This window comes from Enterococcus sp. AZ129 (genome assembly GCF_051714505.1).
Classification (GTDB): Bacteria; Bacillota; Bacilli; order Lactobacillales; family Enterococcaceae; genus Enterococcus; species Enterococcus faecalis.
This window is the reverse complement of sequence record NZ_JBIORY010000001.1, coordinates 1,693,200-1,711,570: the sequence shown is the minus strand read 5'-3', so window position 1 is coordinate 1,711,570 and position 18,371 is coordinate 1,693,200. Positions and strand designations below refer to the sequence as shown.

The following is an 18,371-nucleotide window of genomic DNA, read 5'->3' as shown; positions in this document are numbered from 1 at the left end:
TTGTTTTTTCATAGAATTTGCGCGTAAGAAATGGTAGAATAGGAAAGATGAAATACAAGGAAGAGAGGCTTTCACGTGACAGATTATTTAAATGTAGGAAAAATTGTGAACACACAAGGAATCAAAGGAGAAGTTCGGGTCATTTCGAAAACGGATTTTCCAGAAGAACGTTATCAAAAAGGGGCAACGTTACTGCTATTTCAAGAGAAAAAAGCACCAATTGAATTGGTCGTGAAGTCCCACCGCAAGCATAAGAATTTTGACATTTTAAGCTTTGAAGGACATCCAAATATCAATGATGTTGAAAAATATCGTGACGGTATTTTAAAAGTTGCAAAAGACAATCTCGCTGAATTGGCAGAGGACGAATTTTATTATCACCAAATCATTGGTGCCACTGTTTATGATGAAACCGGTAGTGAACTGGGAAAAATTAAAGAAATTTTATCTCCTGGTGCGAATGATGTGTGGGTCGTCCAACGACCAAAGAAAAAAGATTTGCTTTTACCGTATATTGAAGGCGTTGTTACAAAAGTCGATGTCGAAAATCAACGGATTGATGTGGACATTCCAGAAGGATTGATTGACGATGAGAATTGATGTATTAACTCTTTTTCCTAGAATGTTTGAAGGACCAATGGGGGAATCAATTATTGGGAAAGCTCGGGAAAAGCAGTTATTAGAATTGAATGTCTCTAATTTTCGCGATTTTTCAGATAACAAACACCAAACGGTCGATGATTATCCGTATGGCGGTGGCGCGGGGATGCTTTTAAAAGTACAACCGATCTATGATAACCTAAAAGCAATTGAAGAAGAGACAAACCAGCAGCCAAAACGGGTCATCTTATTAGATCCAGCAGGAAAACCGTTTAATCAAAAAATGGCCGAGGAATTTTCACAAGAAGAACATTTAGTTTTTATTTGTGGACATTATGAAGGCTATGATGAGCGAATTCGCACGATGGTCACAGATGAAGTTTCATTGGGGGATTACGTTTTAACAGGGGGCGAATTAGGCGCAATGGTCATGATTGATGCGACAGTCCGTTTATTACCTGATGTCTTAGGTAACAATCTTTCTGCACAAACGGATTCACATTCCACTGGCCTATTAGAGCATCCACAATATACCAGACCTGCTATTTTCAACGATATGGAAGTCCCTGCCGTGCTAACGAATGGTAACCATAAATTAATTGCAGAATGGCAACTAAAAGAATCATTACGACGGACCTTTTTGCGTCGACCTGACATGTTGGAATCAGTAGAAATGACGCCTGAAATGTTGAAGTTATTAGAGGAAATTAAACAAGAAGAGCAAAAATAAGGGAACTTTCAAGAAAATTCTCTTTACAGCTTATTTTGTCTGTGGTAAACTAATTTGGTGAGTGCAATGCGCTCTAACTATTACAATATTCCGCTGTGGCAGAAGTGACCATAAGAATATTTGGGAATAAGGAGAAGGATAAAATGAATCCATTAATTCAAGAATTAACACAAGAACAATTACGTACGGATATTCCTGCGTTCCGCCCTGGTGACACTGTTCGCGTTCATGCGAAAGTAGTCGAAGGTACTCGTGAACGTATCCAGTTATTCGAAGGTGTTGTAATTAAACGCCGTGGTGCTGGAATCAGCGAAACTTACACAGTACGTAAAGTTTCAAATGGTGTTGGTGTGGAACGTACATTCCCATTACACACACCACGTGTTGCTCAAATTGAAGTGGTTCGCTACGGTAAAGTACGTCGTGCAAAACTTTACTACTTACGCGCATTACACGGAAAAGCAGCTCGTATCAAAGAAATCCGTCGTTAATCTTTACTATTCGACAAACGAACACCCTCTTGCTGAGCAAGAGGGTGTTTTTGTGTGTAATTAAGCAGAAAATCAACATTGACTAAGACCAGAAATACTTCCTTTAGTGCTCCGAGTTGCTCTAATATAAGACACCAAATTGATAACCATTTGCTTGATAAAACTCTATTAATTGTGGCAATGCTTGTTTTGTTAATTCCTTATCTACTGAATCATGCATTAAGACTACTCTAATATTATAATCCGGATAAACCTCAAGTGAATGTTGATGGAAAGCGAGCATTTCTGCGACTGTAGTAGGCTGTCTGTCTAACGGCTCCGCATCCCCAACCATCGCATTCCAGTCAATCCAATGGATGCCAAGTTGTTTGAATAATTCATCAGATTTTTCTGTACCTCCCCATGACATATGACCTCCTGGGTATCGCCAGAGAGTTGTTTGAAATGTTTCGCCCAGTATTTTTTTTAGAGAGTTCTCCATGTCCGCTATTTCCGCTTGTATTTCTTCAGTGTTGACAATCCCGTTTGGATATAACGTTGCATAATCATGAGTTGAACTATGAAAGCCTATTGAATGCCCTTCTGCGACTTCGCGTTTCACTATGTTTTGATTTTCGGAAGTTAGGGTATTTCCTACAAGAAAAAAAGTTGCGTGGACGTTATACTTTTTTAATGTATCTAGGACTTGTGGGGTTATTTGATTATTAACGCCATCATCAAAGGTTAAGAATACTAATTTTTCACCTTTGTAAGGTTCTTCTCCAGTTATATATTTTCTGATTTTGTCTGCTGAATAAGCATATTTTTTTGATGAAATAGTCATGTATGTTGATTCCTTTTCTAACTTGGTCGGGGAATCTTTTTTTGCAGTTGAATTTTTAGTCGATGTCTGCGTAGTATCATCATTTTTACTTGTTATCTTGGGTTGAGTTAATAGGAACGTTTGAATGAAAACAAGAACAATGAGGATTAACGCACTAAATAATACATACCCGTTTATTTTGAATTTTCTTTTCTTATGTCGCATACTTTCACTCCTCTTTGGTTAATGAAAAAGTTAAAAAATACACCTCCACGTTATACAAAATTGAACGTCCTATTAGTTATAGACGAATTTGAGGACCAAAAAGTTTCAATTTTTTCAATTTAGTTAGTTGTTTATTTAATAAAAAATAAAAGGTTGCTAGAGGATGAAAGGAGTATACTTTATTTATCTAGAAGAGTAATCGTAATGAGAAATGAGAAAGGGCTGTGGAAATGGATCATCAACAGGTGTTGAAAAATGAAATTAAACAATATTTAGTGAGTAAAAACTGTGAGAAGACGTATTATCATTGTATGGAAGTTGGAGAGTATGCCTATCAACTTGGTGAAAAATATTTAACTAGTCCAGAAAAAGTAAGTATTGCAGGATATTTACACGATATCTCTGCGATTTATCCAAATAATCAGAGAATTAGTGTCGCACAAAAATATGGGATTGAATTAAACGAAGCAGAAATGGCCTTTCCAATGATAATTCATCAAAAAATTTCTAAGTCTATTGCGAAAATGGATTTTGGTATTGAAGACAATGAAATTTTATCAGCTATTGAATGCCATACAACATTGAAGAAAAACTATTCGGACATAGATTTAGTTTTGTTTGTCGCTGATAAAATAAAGTGGGATCAAGAAGGGAAGCCACCATACTTAGATGGTTTATTACAAGCTTTAAATTGTTCTTTAGAAAATGCCGCATATTTCTATATCGATTATATTTTGAAACACGATATTAAAGTCGTGCATCCTTGGTTATGGGATGCTTACAATCAACTTAATTTGATAATTAAATAACAAATAAACATAGTCGTTTTTAGTCGAGTTTTGCTGGTGAGAAAAGTGGAAAAGTAGTACAGTATTCTTGTCAGAAAGAAGGGATTCCCAATGAAAAAAATAATCTTGATAGGTCTTTTATTGAGTATTTTATCAGGATGTTCTTCCAACAAAAGTGGTGATAGCACTGCAAGCAAATCAAGCAAGCCGACAGCAACTTGAATAAGACAAAAGCTAGTTGTGTATTATTCAACTAAAAATAAAGGGGTCAAAAACTTAAACGTTTTGACCTCTTTGGTTTGTATTGATGTACTTGTTGAATTCAATAGTTTTGAAAAATTTGTGTTCAGAATAAATATTTTCCTATGTAATTGCAACTTATGATGTACCAGTAGGATGAAAAAAATAGTGGTTGATGTCCATCAATAAAAAGGGAAGGAAAAGGTTTGTATGCAAATTTATGCTCATGAAAGAGGAAATTCTTATAGATGTACCTATTTTATAAGTTTTCATGAAGAAGAATTAGTAATAGCGTTGGTATGGGAAGATATTTTTTTTTACTTATAACAAGGAAGAGATAGAAAGTAGAATAAACAAGGTGATGGATTTGGGAACTTCAGTAAAACTAGCTCTTTATCAATTCATAGAAAAAACAAATTATTTGCTGTATCTATCTTACAAGGAATTACACTAAAATTATGCACAAAAAAAGCAATCGACCTGAGCCGACCCCCAAAAGTTAGACCTAGAAATCTAACTTTTGGAGGTTTTTTTGTATGGCAAAATACAGTTTTGAATTTAAACTTAAACTTGTTCATGACTACTTATCTGGTCAAGGAGGTCTAAGGTTTCTCGCAAAGAAGTATGGGTTTAAAGATAGTTCTCAAATAAGCAAATGGATAAATGCCTATAAAGAACTTGGTGAAGAAGGCCTACTTCGCAGTCGAAAAAATAAGAATTACTCTGTTCAATTTAAGCTAGATGCGATAGAGTTATATTTAACAACAGAGTTGTCCTATCAAGAAGTAGCTAATCTTCTAAAAATGAACAATCCATCATTGATTGCGAATTGGCTTAGAGCGTATCAGAAGTTTGGTATAGAGGGACTCTCTAAACAGAAAGGACGTCCACCTACCATGTCTAAAAAGAAACGAAATGAACCCCAACCACTACCAAGTGAACGATCTCAAGTAGAGAAACTAGAAAAAGAAAATAGAATGTTAAAAATTGAGAATGCCTATTTAAAAGAATTGAGGAGACTGCGTTTAGAGGACGAACAAAAAATGAACGAATCGCACGAATCATTCACAGTCTCCGAAGACACTTTCGATTAAAAGATATTTTGGAAACCCTAAGGTTTCCAAAATCTACTTACATGTACTGGCAAAAACGCCTCGACAGAACAGCTTCAACACAAATCATTGAAGAAGAGATTCAAGCGATTCGTAAAAAACATCAACATTATGGCTATAGAAGGATAACCCAAGAATTGAAACGACGTGGATTTCAAGTGAATAAAAAGAAAGTCCAGCGATTAATACAAAAGTTAAAGTTACAAGTCAAAGCTTTTACTAAGAAATCCAGAAAATATAATTCCTATAAAGGAATCGTTGGTAAAATCGCTAAAAATTTGATTCGTCGCCGATTTAAAACCTCTGTTCCTCATCAAAAAATTACAACTGATACAACTGAATTTAAGTACTTTGAAGCAGATAACGCAGGCATCTTTCGTCAGAAAAAACTATACTTAGATCCATTTATGGATATGTATAATAGTGAAATTCTAAGCTATAGCCTTTCTACTCAACCAAATGGTAAAACAATTATGGAAGGTCTGAAAGAAGCAATTTCTCAAACAAATGATTGTCCCTATCGGCGCACCTTTCACTCTGATCAAGGCTGGGCTTATCAAATGAATGTCTATATACAAACATTAAAGGACAACAATATCTTTCAAAGTATGTCTCGAAAAGGAACCTGTTTAGATAATTCTCCTATGGAGAATTTCTTCAGTATCCTAAAACAAGAAGTGTACTATGGAAAAATCTATCAAAGTCAAAATGAATTGATAGAAGCAATTGAGAACTACATTTATTATTACAATCATCACCGAATCAAGGAAAAACTTAACTGGAAAAGCCCAGTAGAATTTCGACAATTCAATCAAAAAACTGCATAAAAAATAGAGTGGAAAAATCCACTCTATAAAAAGTCTAACTTTTTGGGGTCGCTACAACCACTGATTGTTTTTATTTTATTTACCAGATAAATAGCCAGCCGTTTTCAGACGACTGGCCAAAGAGATAAATTTGTAAAGAAGTGATTTTTGCTTCATATAACCATTCTATACCATTTAATGATTTAACAAATAATTATTTTATTAAAAGAGATTAAAAAAATAGAAAACACAGGATACTTCGTTGACGGTCAAAATTTTAGAGACCAGAATACTTTTAAAATAACTATTTGTTTTGTTTGTATTTTATGTATTCATAGAATGTTAAAAATAAACAGACACTGAAGAATAATGTTAAAACTAACTTAGAAACTACACTATTAACTTGATATATTTGTAACAAGAACACAAAAGATACTATCAAATTACTCAACGATTTTGATTTAGAATACTTTTTCTTTTTAATTTCGTACAAAATTGAAAACAAAAGCCAACCTATAAGTACTAAAATTAGGATAGGTTGTTCCCAGGCTCTGGAATAACCAAATTTGATGAAGAAAAATAATAATGTGAAAATTAGAATAACCGTATAAATTAAATAGTTTTTGTATGATATCAGATTCATGATTATCCTCCTAATATTTGTTGTTTACACAATTCTAATACAGGTGTACAATAATGTAAAGGCTTACAAAAAATATTTTATAGAGGAGAGTTAATATGAAAAAGTTTTTTTTGTGTTCTATTGTTGCAATTAGTTTAATGGGTGGGATTGGTGTGCCAAGTGTGGCTATGGCAGCAAGTAATGAAGAAATGAATATGGTTGAGCAAAGCAAAGAGGAAGAAGTAGCTACAAGAGAATTTTTAGCAATGCAAGATCAGATTACTTCGGTTTTACAGATTGAAGATGGTCATTATGTTTACAACAAAGATGATGTAAGAAACATTGTTTATAGTTTTGATTTTGATAAACTTAATCAGCAATTAGATTTAAATTACACTAAAGAAACATTTTACAATATTGCTATAGAGTCAATCGATCAGACTAAGTTTAAAGAGAATAAGTTCACTACTTACAATACAAACCCTTATAATAAAAATGATTTTCAAGAAGGATGGAATTACTATCGTAGTTGGCAAGATCATAACACTGCAAAAACCTCTATAAAAAATATGTATGATGCTGCTGATGTATTAACAGCAGGAGCTGGTATAGGGGGAATAGTAGGAATATTTTCTTCAGGACCATTAGCGCCTTTTGTTGGTATTATGGCTGGTGTTTCTGGTTTAACAGCATTGTATTTCCAAAATATGGCTAGAAACACTGAATATAAAAATAATTATTCAGGGATTGTTCTTGAAGTGAATAAATTTACGGCTGTATATGATGTATGGTCTCAAAGTGAATATAAAGGTTAACCAGAATTTTAAAAGATTTTTTCCTGCAATATTTTAAGAGAGTATTCTTAATATTGCAGGTATTTTTGCAAAAATATTGGTAAGTAACAAATCAATGAAGATGAGGAGTGTTAATCTTTGAAAAAGAAAAAAGTTTCTTTCTTTAAATTATATATGTTAATTGTTTCACTAACTTTATTTTTGGGCTGTGGAAGCCAAGTTTTTGCTGCTTCAGCACCTCAAATGAAGAGCTTAGAAGGATTCAATTCTCTTGAAAAATATGACGATTTGCAAGGAACTGAGCATGCTTTTGCGAAGGTTCTTAATTACAAAACGAAGCGAACAGATATTACTGCTAAATCTATTTTAAAATATGTCTATCCTACAAGAAGGGATAAAGAACTAGAAAATTCTTCAGCGTCTATAAAAGATTGCATGAGATATGCAGAATCTTTGGGAGTTACTATGCAATGGAATGATGAGACTACAATTAAATATGACAATATTAAACAACAAATTGACAGTTTAAATCCCGTTCTTTTGTGCTTTAAACCAGATAAATTCGATTGGATGGAGCCTTATTTACTTACAGTTGCATATGGATATGTATACGTTGAAGGAGATGGTCAAGTGAACAAAAACTTTATGATGGCTAGTATTTGGAATTCCAAATATATAACGCCAACCACAATTAATGTGAATAGTAATGTGAATAATTTACGTGTAACTGATTTTTCAACAAATGGGAATCCCCAAAAAGATTATTCATACATTGGATCTATTACACTAAATTAAACATTTCAAGGAGTGAATTTAATTGAGAGCAAAAAAAATTTTTGGTGGTATGATTTTATTTGTATTGAGTATGTTAGTAGGAATTCCAGCATTTGCAGCAGAATCTAATACTTCTTCTTTGTACATTCAAACAGAGGCAGTGAATCAAGAACTGACAGCGCAAGCACAAAAAAATTGGAAATTTTATTTCGAAAATTTGTCAATAATGGAAAACACAGATTCTTTGAATGTAGATGAATTCTATTTAGGACAGCCATTTTTGCTTACAAATGAAGTAATCTATGAAGATGCGTTCTTTCCTATTATTAACAAACAAACAGGAACTATTGCAAATCTTTTAGAGATTTCAATGATAAATAGCAAACCGTCAATAACAATATCAAGTCAATTTGTAGAGCAATTAAATAATTTGACAACTACATCAGAAGGTTCATGTTTTTCATTGAAAGTAGATAATGACACACAACAACTAGTTATTGAAAAACAAGCTTACAATGATCAGTCAGTAAATATTATGCAAACAGCAAAAGAATCTACTAGACAGAAGCGCTCTGTACCAGATGATATTGTACCAGAGTACACTAGAAAAGTTATACCAAACTGGATGATTACTGAAACTCAAACATATGCTCCCTGGTGTACACGGTATGCTCTGACAGCAATGATGAACACTGTGGAAGGAAATGAAATTTCTAATGCAAAAGATTTATTAAAAAAAGAATATCCTAATGCTACAGAAGAGCAACTACTGAATACTGATTATGTCACTGGAGGAACTATGTCAGAAGTCATTAAGGTGATGCAAAGAGAATATGGTTATACATTAGACATGGCTATAAAACCTTTAGATAGAAATGGTGTGAAGGAACAAATCGATAAAAATGCACCAATTTATGTTTCTTTAAAACCCACATACGAAGGCTCGGATTATAAAGGGCATGCAATTGTGTTGATGGGGTACATCGTTCCAAGTAACCCTTCAGCTGAATCATATTATTATTTTTGGAATCCTTGGTGGAATAAAGTAATGTTAACGAATCAACAAGATATTAGTCATTGGAATTTAAATTCGTACGTATATAATTGGGCATTCTCGGGAATTAATTTACGTAAAGAACCCTTAAAAGTTTCTGAAAATCCAGTGACGGTTACTGAGGTAAGTAAAACAATGATGGTTAATAACCAGTCTGGAACAATTAAAACTTTACCAACAGGACGTATTGGATCAGAATACATTAATTCTTCTGGAAAATTTGCTGGATGGGTCGTAACGGCTACTCAAGAAACTGGAACAAATTTGTATTGTAATGAATTAAAAGGATGGGTTGAAAAAAGTGCATTGACAGAAGTAATTTCAATGAGTATTCCTACAAAAATCGTTAATTCAGGCTTTTCTATTGATTATATTCCATGGCAATCAGGTATTCAGCACATAGGATACACAAAAGACCATATAAATCAGTCTGTAACCATAATTGCTCGTAATGGTTCATATTACTTCGTGCCAGATTTAGGTTGGATAGATAAGGAAGCGTTTAGTGTAAGCACACAAAGTCAAGTAGATGCTATAAAGAACAGCAATACTGTTACTAATACAAAATGGACTATTAAAAATACAGAAAATCATTTAACTGTTTTGAACAATGGAAAATCAATAGACACTTTGCCTTGGGGGAAAAAAGGATTCAATAACTTAAGTAATGTCAATAATCATGCTAGTCAATATATTCACATCACGCAGGATGCAGGTTCGTATGTGTATAGTCCAGACTTAAGGGGCTGGGTAGATAAAAAAGGATTAAATTTTAAATGATATTTATTTTAGAAAATAAATTTACAAAAAAGTACCAGCATGGTATGGAACTGATCCAATAAACTAAGACAAAATAAAAAAGCACCTCTTGTTGAATTTACGGTAAAATGAATTTAACTAGGAGGTGCTTTTTCAATGGGAAATCGAGTTTCTTATCCGATTCACATCAAAGAAATGGCTATACAGGCGAAAAAAGAGAATATTCCTGTAAAAATAATTATGGGAAATTTTTATGCTAGATCTCTATTTGACTAGGCTCAAATAGATCTAAATCAATCGTTGGAGTGATATCTGTTTATATAAAGATAGGCTAAATTGTCATTTTTTTACGAATCGTCGTTCATGTTAAAATAAATGGAGAAATGTTTTAGTATTCATAGTAAGTATTTTATCGTAGAATAAAAGATATACTAACAATGGAGCGATGAAAATGCTAAAAGAAGAAAGATTAAATGCGATAGTCTCTCTAGTAGATCAAAAAGGGGCAATCAAAGTTACTGAAATTATGGAACGATTAAATGTTTCGGATATGACTGTTCGTAGAGATTTGACAGAATTAGAAGCAGCGGGGCGTTTAAAACGAGTACATGGAGGAGCTAGCAGTTTAAATACATATCGTCCACATGAATTGTCTCATGCTGATAAACAAATTATTAATAGTGTTGAAAAAAAAGAAATTGTCCAAAAAGCATTAAGTTTAATTCACGAAGAAGAAACTATCTTCCTAGGACCAGGAACAACTATTGAACTTTTGGCCGAGGCAATGGAATTTAAACATTTAAGAGTAGTAACAAACTGTTTGCCTGTGTTTGAAACGTTAAGTAAAAAAAAGAATGCGTTGACCATTTATTTGGTTGGTGGAGAAATGCGACTTTTAACTAAATCTTTTTTTGGTGAAATCGCTAATAAAGCATTAGAAGAAATGCATTTTCATAAAGCATTTTTTAGTTGCAATGCGTTAAAAGATAATAAAATTATGACAGCCACTATTGAAGAAGGACAAACACAAGCAATTGCATTAGATAACTCAATAGAAAAATATTTGTTAATGGATACTTCTAAAGTAGAGAAACAGGATTTTTATTCTTTTTATCAATTAGAAGAAGTGACAGCGGTAGTTACAAATAAAGATAAATTTGACACATCTAAAGTATTGGAAAAAGTTGTCAGGGTGATCTACTAAAAAGAAGAGGTGCAGATGCACCTCTTCTTTTTAGTTTCCCTTATTGAGCTTTTTGAGCATAAATAATATTTCGCTTCTTCATTTGTTTTGCATACCAAATGAAAATCAGTAGATAGGCGACTAGCGCCAGACATGCGTATAAAATAAATTCGAGTTGACCTTGTGATGCATTGCCGACTAAGTATCCTAAGAATTTTTCCATTGGCCCTTCCATGGTAGTATGTGAAATTAAAGTATTATTATTTAGACCCGCTGGGAAAGCGCCAACTTTTTTTGCGGTTTCGGTAACGAACGGTGCAATTAGGGTACCAGACCATAAGAACAAAGGTAATTCGATTGCTCCAATGATAATCATTCGGATGAGTTTACCTCTTGTTACTACTAGTAGAGCAGGGGTTACACCCATTGCAATAATTCCGCCAAGTGGTAAAAGTTTATTGCCAGGTAGGACAATGGCTTCTAATAGCATAATTGGAGCCAATACGTTAGCTGCTGCCCAGATTTCAGCACGACCAGCTAAGAAAGGCCAATCTAAACCAATATTAAGTGTACGCCCTTTTAATTTATTCGAAGCAAAATCAGTGATACCTTGTGATAAAGGCTCAACTGCAGCGATAAACCAAGTTCCAATTAAAGAGAATAGTTCCAAACAGACTGCAGCCGTAAAGGATAGAGAAAAAATTTGCGTGGGTGTTTGGCCAGCTAAAAGACCCACAAAAATCCCTAAGTAAATCCCGATGGCAAATTTTGATCCCCAAAAGCCAATTTTACTATTCAATTTGGCAGCGTCAAAATCGTATTTATCTAACCAAGGGAAAAGCTTATCAAAAATTTTATCAAAAACCATAATGATTGGGTTCATCATATAGTTCATATGCGTGGTAGTCATAGGATTGGTATCTGGGGCGTTAAGTAAATCGTTAAACGTTGGTTTCATTAAGTCAGAATTGATAATTTTTAAAACACCTATGAAAATAACTAAGATTGTTGCAATTATTAAGTTTGCGCCACAAAAAATAGCAAATAAACCAACAATCGATAGATGCCAAATGTCGAAAATATCCACATCTAATGTGTTTGTTTTATTTAGAATTAACATAATGACATTGACAATCACCATAATTAAAAGAAAGTAAAGCGTGTAAGGAGATCCCCAAGTGATGGTGGCTAAAGGTGCCCAACCAACATCAGTAATATTTAAAGAAATTCCTGTACGTTCTACGAAAGAGGCCATTGCATCTGAGAAAGCAGTAGTTAAAATTCCTATAATAGCACTGATACCAGTTAAAGCAATTCCTAGTTTAAGACCACCTTCTAATGCGCGAGTGGGTTTTACCTTAAAACAAAGGGCAATCAGTGTTAAAACAATAGTCATTAAAGGAGCAGCACCTAAATCAATTAAAGGTTTAAAAATTGTATTTGCTAGGTCAATAATCGTATTCATTTATTTTCTCCTTCATAAGCTAAGATAACAAAATTTTTATCTTAGTTTTGTTATTGTTGACAGTGAAGCGTAAGTAATTAGTCTAAAAAGGAAATCATTTGTTTAAAGAGTGAATGATACTTTCCATTTGTTGATAAACAGGTTCAGCCATTGCTGGAATTCGATAAAGAATTGCGCCTGCATCAACTACAGGAATCGTGATTGGGAAACCCAAATCTGTTTTGGCGATTTGGGCGAAAATATCATAATGGGATAGCATCTCTTGATTGATATCTTTAATCATTACGGCATCGCAAGAAACTCGGTAGCCTCTTTTAGATAATTCTGTTTCTAATGCAGATTTGATTTGATGGCTAGAGTTTACCCCAGCCCCACATGCAGCTAAAATTTTAATCATGTTAAATCTCTCCTTTAAAATTTTTTTGTAAAAAACGATAAACTTCTTCTTTATCTTCATATTGAAAAAAAGCCAATAGTGATGAACGGTCTGTCGTGTTAATAAAATCCATGATAGTCGCTAAAAGACCCGTTTGTTCAATACCGTTTTCATTTAAAATCATGAAAAGAAAGGAAACAGAGAGCGTTTCATCTGGGATAATCATGTTATGAAATGATAAGGATTGTTTCAATTTAATCGGGATAATTCTTGTCGTCCGTACAAAGGTACTTTCGGTATGCGGAATGGCGATATTCGGTAGTGCAGGATCAATCGGTGTTAAACTTAAACCAGTCGGATAGTTATGTTCTCGTTCCAATAAATTAGTTAGAAAATCAGGTGTAACTAATTTCTTTTTTAACAAGTCTAAATAAACTTCTTCAAAAACTTCTTCTTGTGTTTTTTTGTTTGAAATATAGGTAGTATCTAATGAAAAAATCGATGTTTTAATAACCATAGAACCCCTCGTTTCTTTAATATATTATTATTTATTTACAAGTATAATATAAAACGCTTTCAAAAAGATGTCAACACAATATTAAACAATAATAAACAAAAAAGAAAATAAATGTTGAATAAAGTTCGATATTGTTTTATTATGTTTTCGAGAAGGGGATTTGAGTTTAAAGAAAGGGACAGAATTTTAATAGTAGATACACGAGGTAAGGAGGAAAACAAAATGCGTGTCATACTTGGTTCAGATTTAGATGGAATAAAATTAAAAGCAGAAATGAAACAATACTTATTGCAAGAAAAAGTTGAGGTAATCGATAAAAGTGAAAGTGCTTCGGAAGACTTTATAGAAGCAACGCTTGCTGTTGCTCATGAAGTTTTAAAGGATACTGAAAGTTTAGGAATCGTTTTTGATGGTTATGGGGCAGGTAGTTTTATGACTGCTGCTAAAATTAAAGGAATGATTGTCGCTGAATTGTCAGATGAGCGTTCTGCATATATGGCGCGAGAACACAACAATGCTCGGATGATCACGGTGGGCGCAAAAATTGTTGGAACGGAACTAGCCAAAAACATAATAAAAGAATTCTTAACAGGTCATTATGCAGGCGGGCGTCATCAAATACGTGTAGATATGTTAAATAAAATGGCTTAACAAATAATAGAAAGGAAGCGTTTTTATGAGAATTGCCATTGGTTGTGATCATATTGTGACGGATACCAAAATAGCAGTTTCTGATTTTTTGAAAGCAAAGGGATATGAAATTTTAGATGTAGGCACGTATGATTTTACTCGAACTCACTATCCTATTTTCGGAAAAAAAGTGGGAGAAGCCGTAATGAGCAATCAGGCTGATTTGGGTATATGTATTTGCGGAACAGGCGTTGGAATTAACAATGCGGTTAACAAAGTGCCGGGTATCCGTTCTGCTTTAGTTCGCGATATGACTACAGCGTTGTATGCGAAAGAGGAATTGAACGCAAATGTTATTGGTTTCGGTGGGAAAATAACAGGAGAATTCTTGATCTGTGATATCGCTGCTGCTTTTATTGAAGCACACTATCATCCAACAGAAGACAACGAACAACTAATTGAAAAAATTAATCAAGTTGAAAAACAACATCCAGAACAACAAGATGCGCACTTTTTCGATGAATTTTTAGATAAATGGCAACGAGGAGTCTATCACGATTAGTACGTAATCAATGAGGGTTATTTGAGAAAGCGGTCTTAAATAATAATCATTGGTATTTGAGTTAAATTCCCCTTCATTAATTTTTATTGCTGTTTTAATGTGGCACTGTAAAGAGCATTATTAAGAAAAAGAAGTAACAAAGGAACAAATTGAAGGCTATACAGGTAACCATAAAAAGTACACGAGAAAAGAACTCGTGTACTTTTTATGGTTTCGCTGATTGTTTTATTTTAGTAATTATTTTTCTATAAAAATAGTCCCAGAATTATTAAAATAATCCCGATAACTAAACTGCCGATGCCAGAAGCCGTACCATATTTTTTACCTAAATTTACATCAGTAGTATTTTTAGGAATCAAGTTTGAGAAAAAATAAAATTTTTTTACCAAGATTAGATATGCAGCAAGTAAAAGTAATAGTCCTAAGAGAAGATAACTAAGATTTTCAGCTAATAAATCTAGATGAGCTAATAACAATATCCCTAAAAAGAGGCCTACCAATCCATATTTCATCGTTTTTTCTTTTGCTGACATATAAATATCCCTACTTTACTTTTTAATTTATTAAGAGCATAAAACATAGATTCGATATAAGTTCATTTTGTTGTATCCAAAAGAGGATGACCTGGAATGACCTATATAATTAGAAAATTGGAGTGATATATAGTTATTTTACCATAGCTTAAATGAGTTGATTAACTCCGAATAATGTACAACTATGTACACCTATTGTGGGTGGAATGTGTGTTGGGACTTTGCTAACCTAATAGTTGAAAAAATGAATCAATAAATTTAGAAAAGGGACTATTCAAAAGCAACTTTTTTGGGAAATTGCTATATTATTTATTTTTTTAAGCGTAATCAACTAAATGTTTTTATGGATAAAGAAAGTCATTGTTCCTTGTCATCAAGCTACAACAGCCAAATTCATTAGAACTTTTTTAGTGAATGACTTTAATTTTAGAAAGGTACTGTTGTTAAACATTCATGCTATCAAAGGAGTGTGAGTCGAACGAAGCAAGTATTTTCATTTTATAAAAGTTGTATTATGGACTCTTAAAAAGAGGTGATTTAAAAAATTTTGAAGTGGAAATGTTAAGAAAGGAGAGAGGAAATGACTTATTTAGTTCTGGTCAGTCATGGCGATTTTGCTAGAGGTTTAAAAAATTCATTAGGGATGTTTGCTAGCGATGAGATAGAGACAGTCAGAGTGTTTGGCTTACAACCTGGTGAATCTACCGATAATTTTAGTAAACGGTTTCTTTATGAGGTTGAAAAATTACCGCAGGAAACGAGGCTAATCGTTTTGGCTGATATTGTAGGCGGGAGTCCACTTGCTACTATTTGTAAAGTATTAGATAAGCAAAAAATGCTAGAAAATTCTCTGATTGTTGGAGGAGTGAATTTTCCAATGGCTTTAAATGCGCTTCTATTGAAAGAAACTAGTGAATTATCTGACTTAAAAAAAATGATAGTAGCAGATGCTTGTCATGGCATTAGAGAGTTAACTATAACTGAAGACGATGTAACTGAAGAGGATATCTAAAGGAGAAGATGAACATGTCAATTTCTTTTGTTCGAATCGATGATCGAATGATTCATGGCTTAATTACTTTACGTTGGACTAAAGAAATGCCTTGTGATGGCATTATAGCTGTGAATGACAAAGCAGCAAGTAACCCTATTTTAAAGGAAGCATATAAAGCAGCTGCACAAGATAAAAAAACCTTTATTTGGACAATGGCGCATTTTTTTGATGTAAAGGATAAAGTATTAGCGTCTAAGTCAAAATACTTTTTGATTACAAAGAGCCCTTTGGATATGAAAAAAATTTTGGTAGATTGGCATTTTGTTCCAAGTGAAGTAAAAATGATTAATGTTGGACCAGGGAATGATCGCGAAGGGACAATTAAATTGGGGGATAACCAATCCTTTACAGCAGAAGAAGCAGCGGCTTTTGAAGAAATTGAAAAGGCTGGTTACAAAGTGGATTTTGCCTTGTTACCTGATCAACGAATTGGTTCTTGGGCGCATTTTAAAGCTAAATTTGGTTACTGATTCTAGAAGTTTTGAAAAGAGGAGAGTAGTATTATGACAATCAACTGGATACAAGCGGCTATTTTAGGCCTATTTGCTTGTCTGTGTTCAAATTCTTGTATGGCTGGACAAGCGGTGGGAAATTATACGATTGGGCGTCCTTTAGTCGGCGGATTAGTTTGTGGCATTATTTTAGGAGATTTAAAATTAGGAATCGCTTGTGGCGTAGCGATGCAATTAGTTTACATTGCTTTAGTCACACCTGGAGGAACAGTGTCTGCTGACGTGCGGGCAATTTCATATATCGGGATTCCTTTGGCGATGGTGGCGATTTCGACCAAAGGGTTAGATCCACTTGGCGGCTCTGCAGCCGACCTGGCTAAATCGGTCGGCACATTAGTTGGAACGATCGGAACGGTATTATTTTATTCTGTTGCCGCGTTAAATTTAGTTTGGCAATCGTTTGGTTGGAAAGATATAAAAAAAGGCAAGCTTGATCATTTATATGCCATTAATTTTGGTTGGCCGTGGCTTTCTCATCTACTTTTTTCCTTTTTGCCAACCGTGATTTTAACCTATTTTGGGGCTACGGCTGTTACAGCAATGAGAGATGCATTACCTATGGATGGTCTTGCAATGAAAACGCTTTTTACTGTAGGTGGCATGCTTCCGTGTGTGGGAATTGCAATTTTGTTACGTCAAATTGTTAATAAGAACATTGATTTTGTCCCTTTTTTTGTAGGGTTCACATTAGCTGCTTCATTAAAACTTAATTTAGTCTCAATAACGATTATTGCGCTTCTTTTTGCTGTAATTTTTTATAAAATTGCTTTAATTAAAAACAATACTAAACTGGTTGATTCAACAGGAAGTCTGACGAATGATGACGAAGAGGAGGACATATGAGATGGAAGAGTTGAAAGCCAATAAATTAGACCAAAAAACGTTAAAGCATTCTTTTCATTTATGGTTTTGGGGAGCGTTAACTTGTTTTTCACAACAGCATATGCAAACGTTCGGCTATCTTTCTTCAATGCTTCCTATTATCAAAAAACTTTATCCGAAACATGAAGACCAAGTGAAAGCCATTCAAGCATATACAGCTTTTTTTAACACAAATCCAATGCTTGGAACGGTCATTGTTGGTGTGACTGCTAGTATGGAAGAGGCTAGAGCAAGTAAGAATGAAATTGATGGAGAAACCATTAATGATATGAGGGCAGGATTAATGGGGCCAATTGCAGGGATTGGTGATTCATTAGTTGATGGTACCTTAATTCCTATCTTGTTAGGAATTTCCTTAGGAATGTCTACGGGCGGTTCGCCAATTGGTGCCATATTTTATATTATTGTTTGGACGTTAATTTCCTATTTTGGCCAACGCTTTTTGTATTTTAGAGGCTATCATTTTGGCGATAAAGCAGTAAGTTTCTTAGTTGGGAAAGAAGGAGTCGCCGTTAGAGTTGCTATCGGAGTTATTGGTAGTATGGTTGTCGGTGGGGTCCTTGCATCTTGGGTAAATGTGACTACTTCTTTTAAATTAATAGGTGCTGACGGAAAAGTTTTCCTTAAACTGCAAGATAAAATTGACAGTATTTATCCAGGATTATTAACGATACTTGTTACCTTGTTTTGTTGGTGGTTAATGTCCAAAAAACATGTTTCCGCTATTTGGACGATGCTTATTTTAGTTGTTATTTCTCTCGTTGGCGTTTTATTAGGTGTTTTCAATCCAGGATTAACTTACTGAATAATCACCAAAAGGGCTCTAAGTGTTAGAGCAAACTGGCTTATGTGTATTTAAA

General features: G+C 33.9%; 19 protein-coding genes and 3 pseudogenes. 17 read left to right on the top strand and 5 right to left on the bottom strand.

Translation table 11 applies throughout. The annotated features are described in order from the left end of the window. Nucleotides 1-75 precede the first annotated feature (75 nt). The 3 genes from rimM to rplS all read left to right on the top strand — a co-directional run bounded on the left by rimM (nucleotide 76) and on the right by rplS (nucleotide 1,821). Entirely contained in the window at nucleotides 76-600 is a 525-nt protein-coding gene (rimM, locus tag IGJ90_RS08540) for a ribosome maturation factor RimM (protein WP_002360070.1), read from the top strand. After that, nucleotides 590-1,330, top strand: coding sequence for a tRNA (guanosine(37)-N1)-methyltransferase TrmD (gene trmD / locus IGJ90_RS08535; protein ID WP_002381776.1), 741 nt, complete (start codon nucleotides 590-592; stop codon nucleotides 1,328-1,330). The genes rimM and trmD overlap by 11 nt, the downstream gene beginning before the upstream one ends. 143 nt (nucleotides 1,331-1,473) lie before the next feature. Next, nucleotides 1,474-1,821, top strand: coding sequence for a 50S ribosomal protein L19 (rplS, locus tag IGJ90_RS08530; protein ID WP_002357176.1), 348 nt, complete (start codon nucleotides 1,474-1,476; stop codon nucleotides 1,819-1,821). 121 nt (nucleotides 1,822-1,942) lie between these two features. Here the strand turns inward: rplS and IGJ90_RS08525 are convergent, their stop codons facing one another. Beyond that, entirely contained in the window at nucleotides 1,943-2,848 is a 906-nt protein-coding gene (locus IGJ90_RS08525) for a polysaccharide deacetylase family protein (RefSeq protein ID WP_104659665.1), read from the bottom strand. A gap of 230 nt (nucleotides 2,849-3,078) precedes the next feature. On the opposite strand from IGJ90_RS08525, the gene yqeK reads away from it, so the two are divergent. From yqeK to IGJ90_RS08485, 8 genes and pseudogenes are all read left to right on the top strand, one after another. Then, entirely contained in the window at nucleotides 3,079-3,657 is a 579-nt protein-coding gene (gene yqeK, locus IGJ90_RS08520) for a bis(5'-nucleosyl)-tetraphosphatase (symmetrical) YqeK (RefSeq protein ID WP_002385850.1), read from the top strand. A gap of 90 nt (nucleotides 3,658-3,747) precedes the next feature. After that, nucleotides 3,748-3,855: pseudogene (locus IGJ90_RS08515) on the top strand (DUF4767 domain-containing protein); the annotation flags it as partial. Nucleotides 3,856-4,086: 231 nt separating this feature from the next. After that, nucleotides 4,087-4,330, top strand: a pseudogene (locus tag IGJ90_RS08510) (hypothetical protein). Between the two features lie 82 nt (nucleotides 4,331-4,412). Continuing rightward, nucleotides 4,413-5,815 (top strand): annotated as a pseudogene (locus tag IGJ90_RS08505) (IS3 family transposase). Between the two features lie 717 nt (nucleotides 5,816-6,532). Then, a complete protein-coding gene (locus IGJ90_RS08500; RefSeq protein ID WP_002374582.1) occupies nucleotides 6,533-7,231 on the top strand; it encodes a hypothetical protein in 699 nt (232 codons plus the stop codon). 117 nt (nucleotides 7,232-7,348) lie between these two features. Next, complete coding sequence (locus IGJ90_RS08495) at nucleotides 7,349-8,005, top strand: hypothetical protein (protein ID WP_002374584.1); 657 nt, start codon at nucleotides 7,349-7,351, stop codon at nucleotides 8,003-8,005. Between the two features lie 22 nt (nucleotides 8,006-8,027). Beyond that, complete coding sequence (locus IGJ90_RS08490; RefSeq protein WP_438767983.1) at nucleotides 8,028-9,818, top strand: C47 family peptidase; 1,791 nt, start codon at nucleotides 8,028-8,030, stop codon at nucleotides 9,816-9,818. Nucleotides 9,819-10,248: 430 nt separating this feature from the next. After that, nucleotides 10,249-11,001: a DeoR/GlpR family DNA-binding transcription regulator gene (locus tag IGJ90_RS08485; protein ID WP_002369238.1), complete on the top strand. Its 753-nt coding sequence runs from the start codon at nucleotides 10,249-10,251 to the stop codon at nucleotides 10,999-11,001. A 40-nt stretch (nucleotides 11,002-11,041) separates the two neighbouring features. Here IGJ90_RS08485 and IGJ90_RS08480 read toward each other — a convergent pair whose 3' ends face one another. The 3 genes from IGJ90_RS08480 to IGJ90_RS08470 all read right to left on the bottom strand — a co-directional run bounded on the left by IGJ90_RS08480 (nucleotide 11,042) and on the right by IGJ90_RS08470 (nucleotide 13,338). Continuing rightward, nucleotides 11,042-12,445 carry a PTS galactitol transporter subunit IIC gene (locus IGJ90_RS08480; protein ID WP_002357183.1) on the bottom strand — a complete coding sequence of 468 codons (1,404 nt, stop codon included), beginning with the start codon at nucleotides 12,443-12,445 and terminating at the stop codon, nucleotides 11,042-11,044. A 94-nt stretch (nucleotides 12,446-12,539) separates the two neighbouring features. Further along, entirely contained in the window at nucleotides 12,540-12,842 is a 303-nt protein-coding gene (locus IGJ90_RS08475; protein ID WP_104659664.1) for a PTS fructose transporter subunit IIB, read from the bottom strand. A 1-nt stretch (nucleotide 12,843) separates the two neighbouring features. Beyond that, complete coding sequence (locus tag IGJ90_RS08470) at nucleotides 12,844-13,338, bottom strand: PTS sugar transporter subunit IIA (protein ID WP_002397416.1); 495 nt, start codon at nucleotides 13,336-13,338, stop codon at nucleotides 12,844-12,846. Nucleotides 13,339-13,560: 222 nt separating this feature from the next. Between IGJ90_RS08470 and lacA the strand changes: the two genes are divergently transcribed. Both lacA and lacB read left to right on the top strand, forming a co-directional pair. Further along, nucleotides 13,561-13,989, top strand: a complete 429-nt coding sequence (lacA, locus tag IGJ90_RS08465; RefSeq protein ID WP_002357188.1) for a galactose-6-phosphate isomerase subunit LacA — start codon at nucleotides 13,561-13,563, stop codon at nucleotides 13,987-13,989. Between the two features lie 25 nt (nucleotides 13,990-14,014). Next, the gene (gene lacB, locus IGJ90_RS08460) at nucleotides 14,015-14,530 is read left to right on the top strand and encodes a galactose-6-phosphate isomerase subunit LacB (RefSeq protein ID WP_002357189.1); all 516 of its coding nucleotides are present in this window, start codon (nucleotides 14,015-14,017) and stop codon (nucleotides 14,528-14,530) included. Nucleotides 14,531-14,775: 245 nt separating this feature from the next. On the opposite strand, the gene IGJ90_RS08455 is transcribed toward lacB, so the two are convergent. After that, complete coding sequence (locus IGJ90_RS08455; RefSeq protein ID WP_438767980.1) at nucleotides 14,776-15,042, bottom strand: hypothetical protein; 267 nt, start codon at nucleotides 15,040-15,042, stop codon at nucleotides 14,776-14,778. A 601-nt stretch (nucleotides 15,043-15,643) separates the two neighbouring features. Here IGJ90_RS08455 and IGJ90_RS08450 point away from each other — a divergent pair. From IGJ90_RS08450 to IGJ90_RS08435, 4 genes are read left to right on the top strand one after another with little or no spacing between them, the layout of a single operon-like run. Beyond that, entirely contained in the window at nucleotides 15,644-16,075 is a 432-nt protein-coding gene (locus IGJ90_RS08450) for a PTS sugar transporter subunit IIA (RefSeq protein ID WP_002419913.1), read from the top strand. Between the two features lie 14 nt (nucleotides 16,076-16,089). Further along, a complete protein-coding gene (locus tag IGJ90_RS08445; RefSeq protein WP_002357192.1) occupies nucleotides 16,090-16,587 on the top strand; it encodes a PTS system mannose/fructose/N-acetylgalactosamine-transporter subunit IIB in 498 nt (165 codons plus the stop codon). Between the two features lie 33 nt (nucleotides 16,588-16,620). After that, nucleotides 16,621-17,472, top strand: a complete 852-nt coding sequence (locus IGJ90_RS08440) for a PTS mannose/fructose/sorbose/N-acetylgalactosamine transporter subunit IIC (RefSeq protein WP_438767978.1) — start codon at nucleotides 16,621-16,623, stop codon at nucleotides 17,470-17,472. Next, entirely contained in the window at nucleotides 17,447-18,316 is an 870-nt protein-coding gene (locus IGJ90_RS08435) for a PTS system mannose/fructose/sorbose family transporter subunit IID (RefSeq protein WP_181038684.1), read from the top strand. Before IGJ90_RS08440 ends, IGJ90_RS08435 begins: the two co-directional genes overlap by 26 nt. The last annotated feature ends 55 nt before the right edge of the window (nucleotides 18,317-18,371 follow it).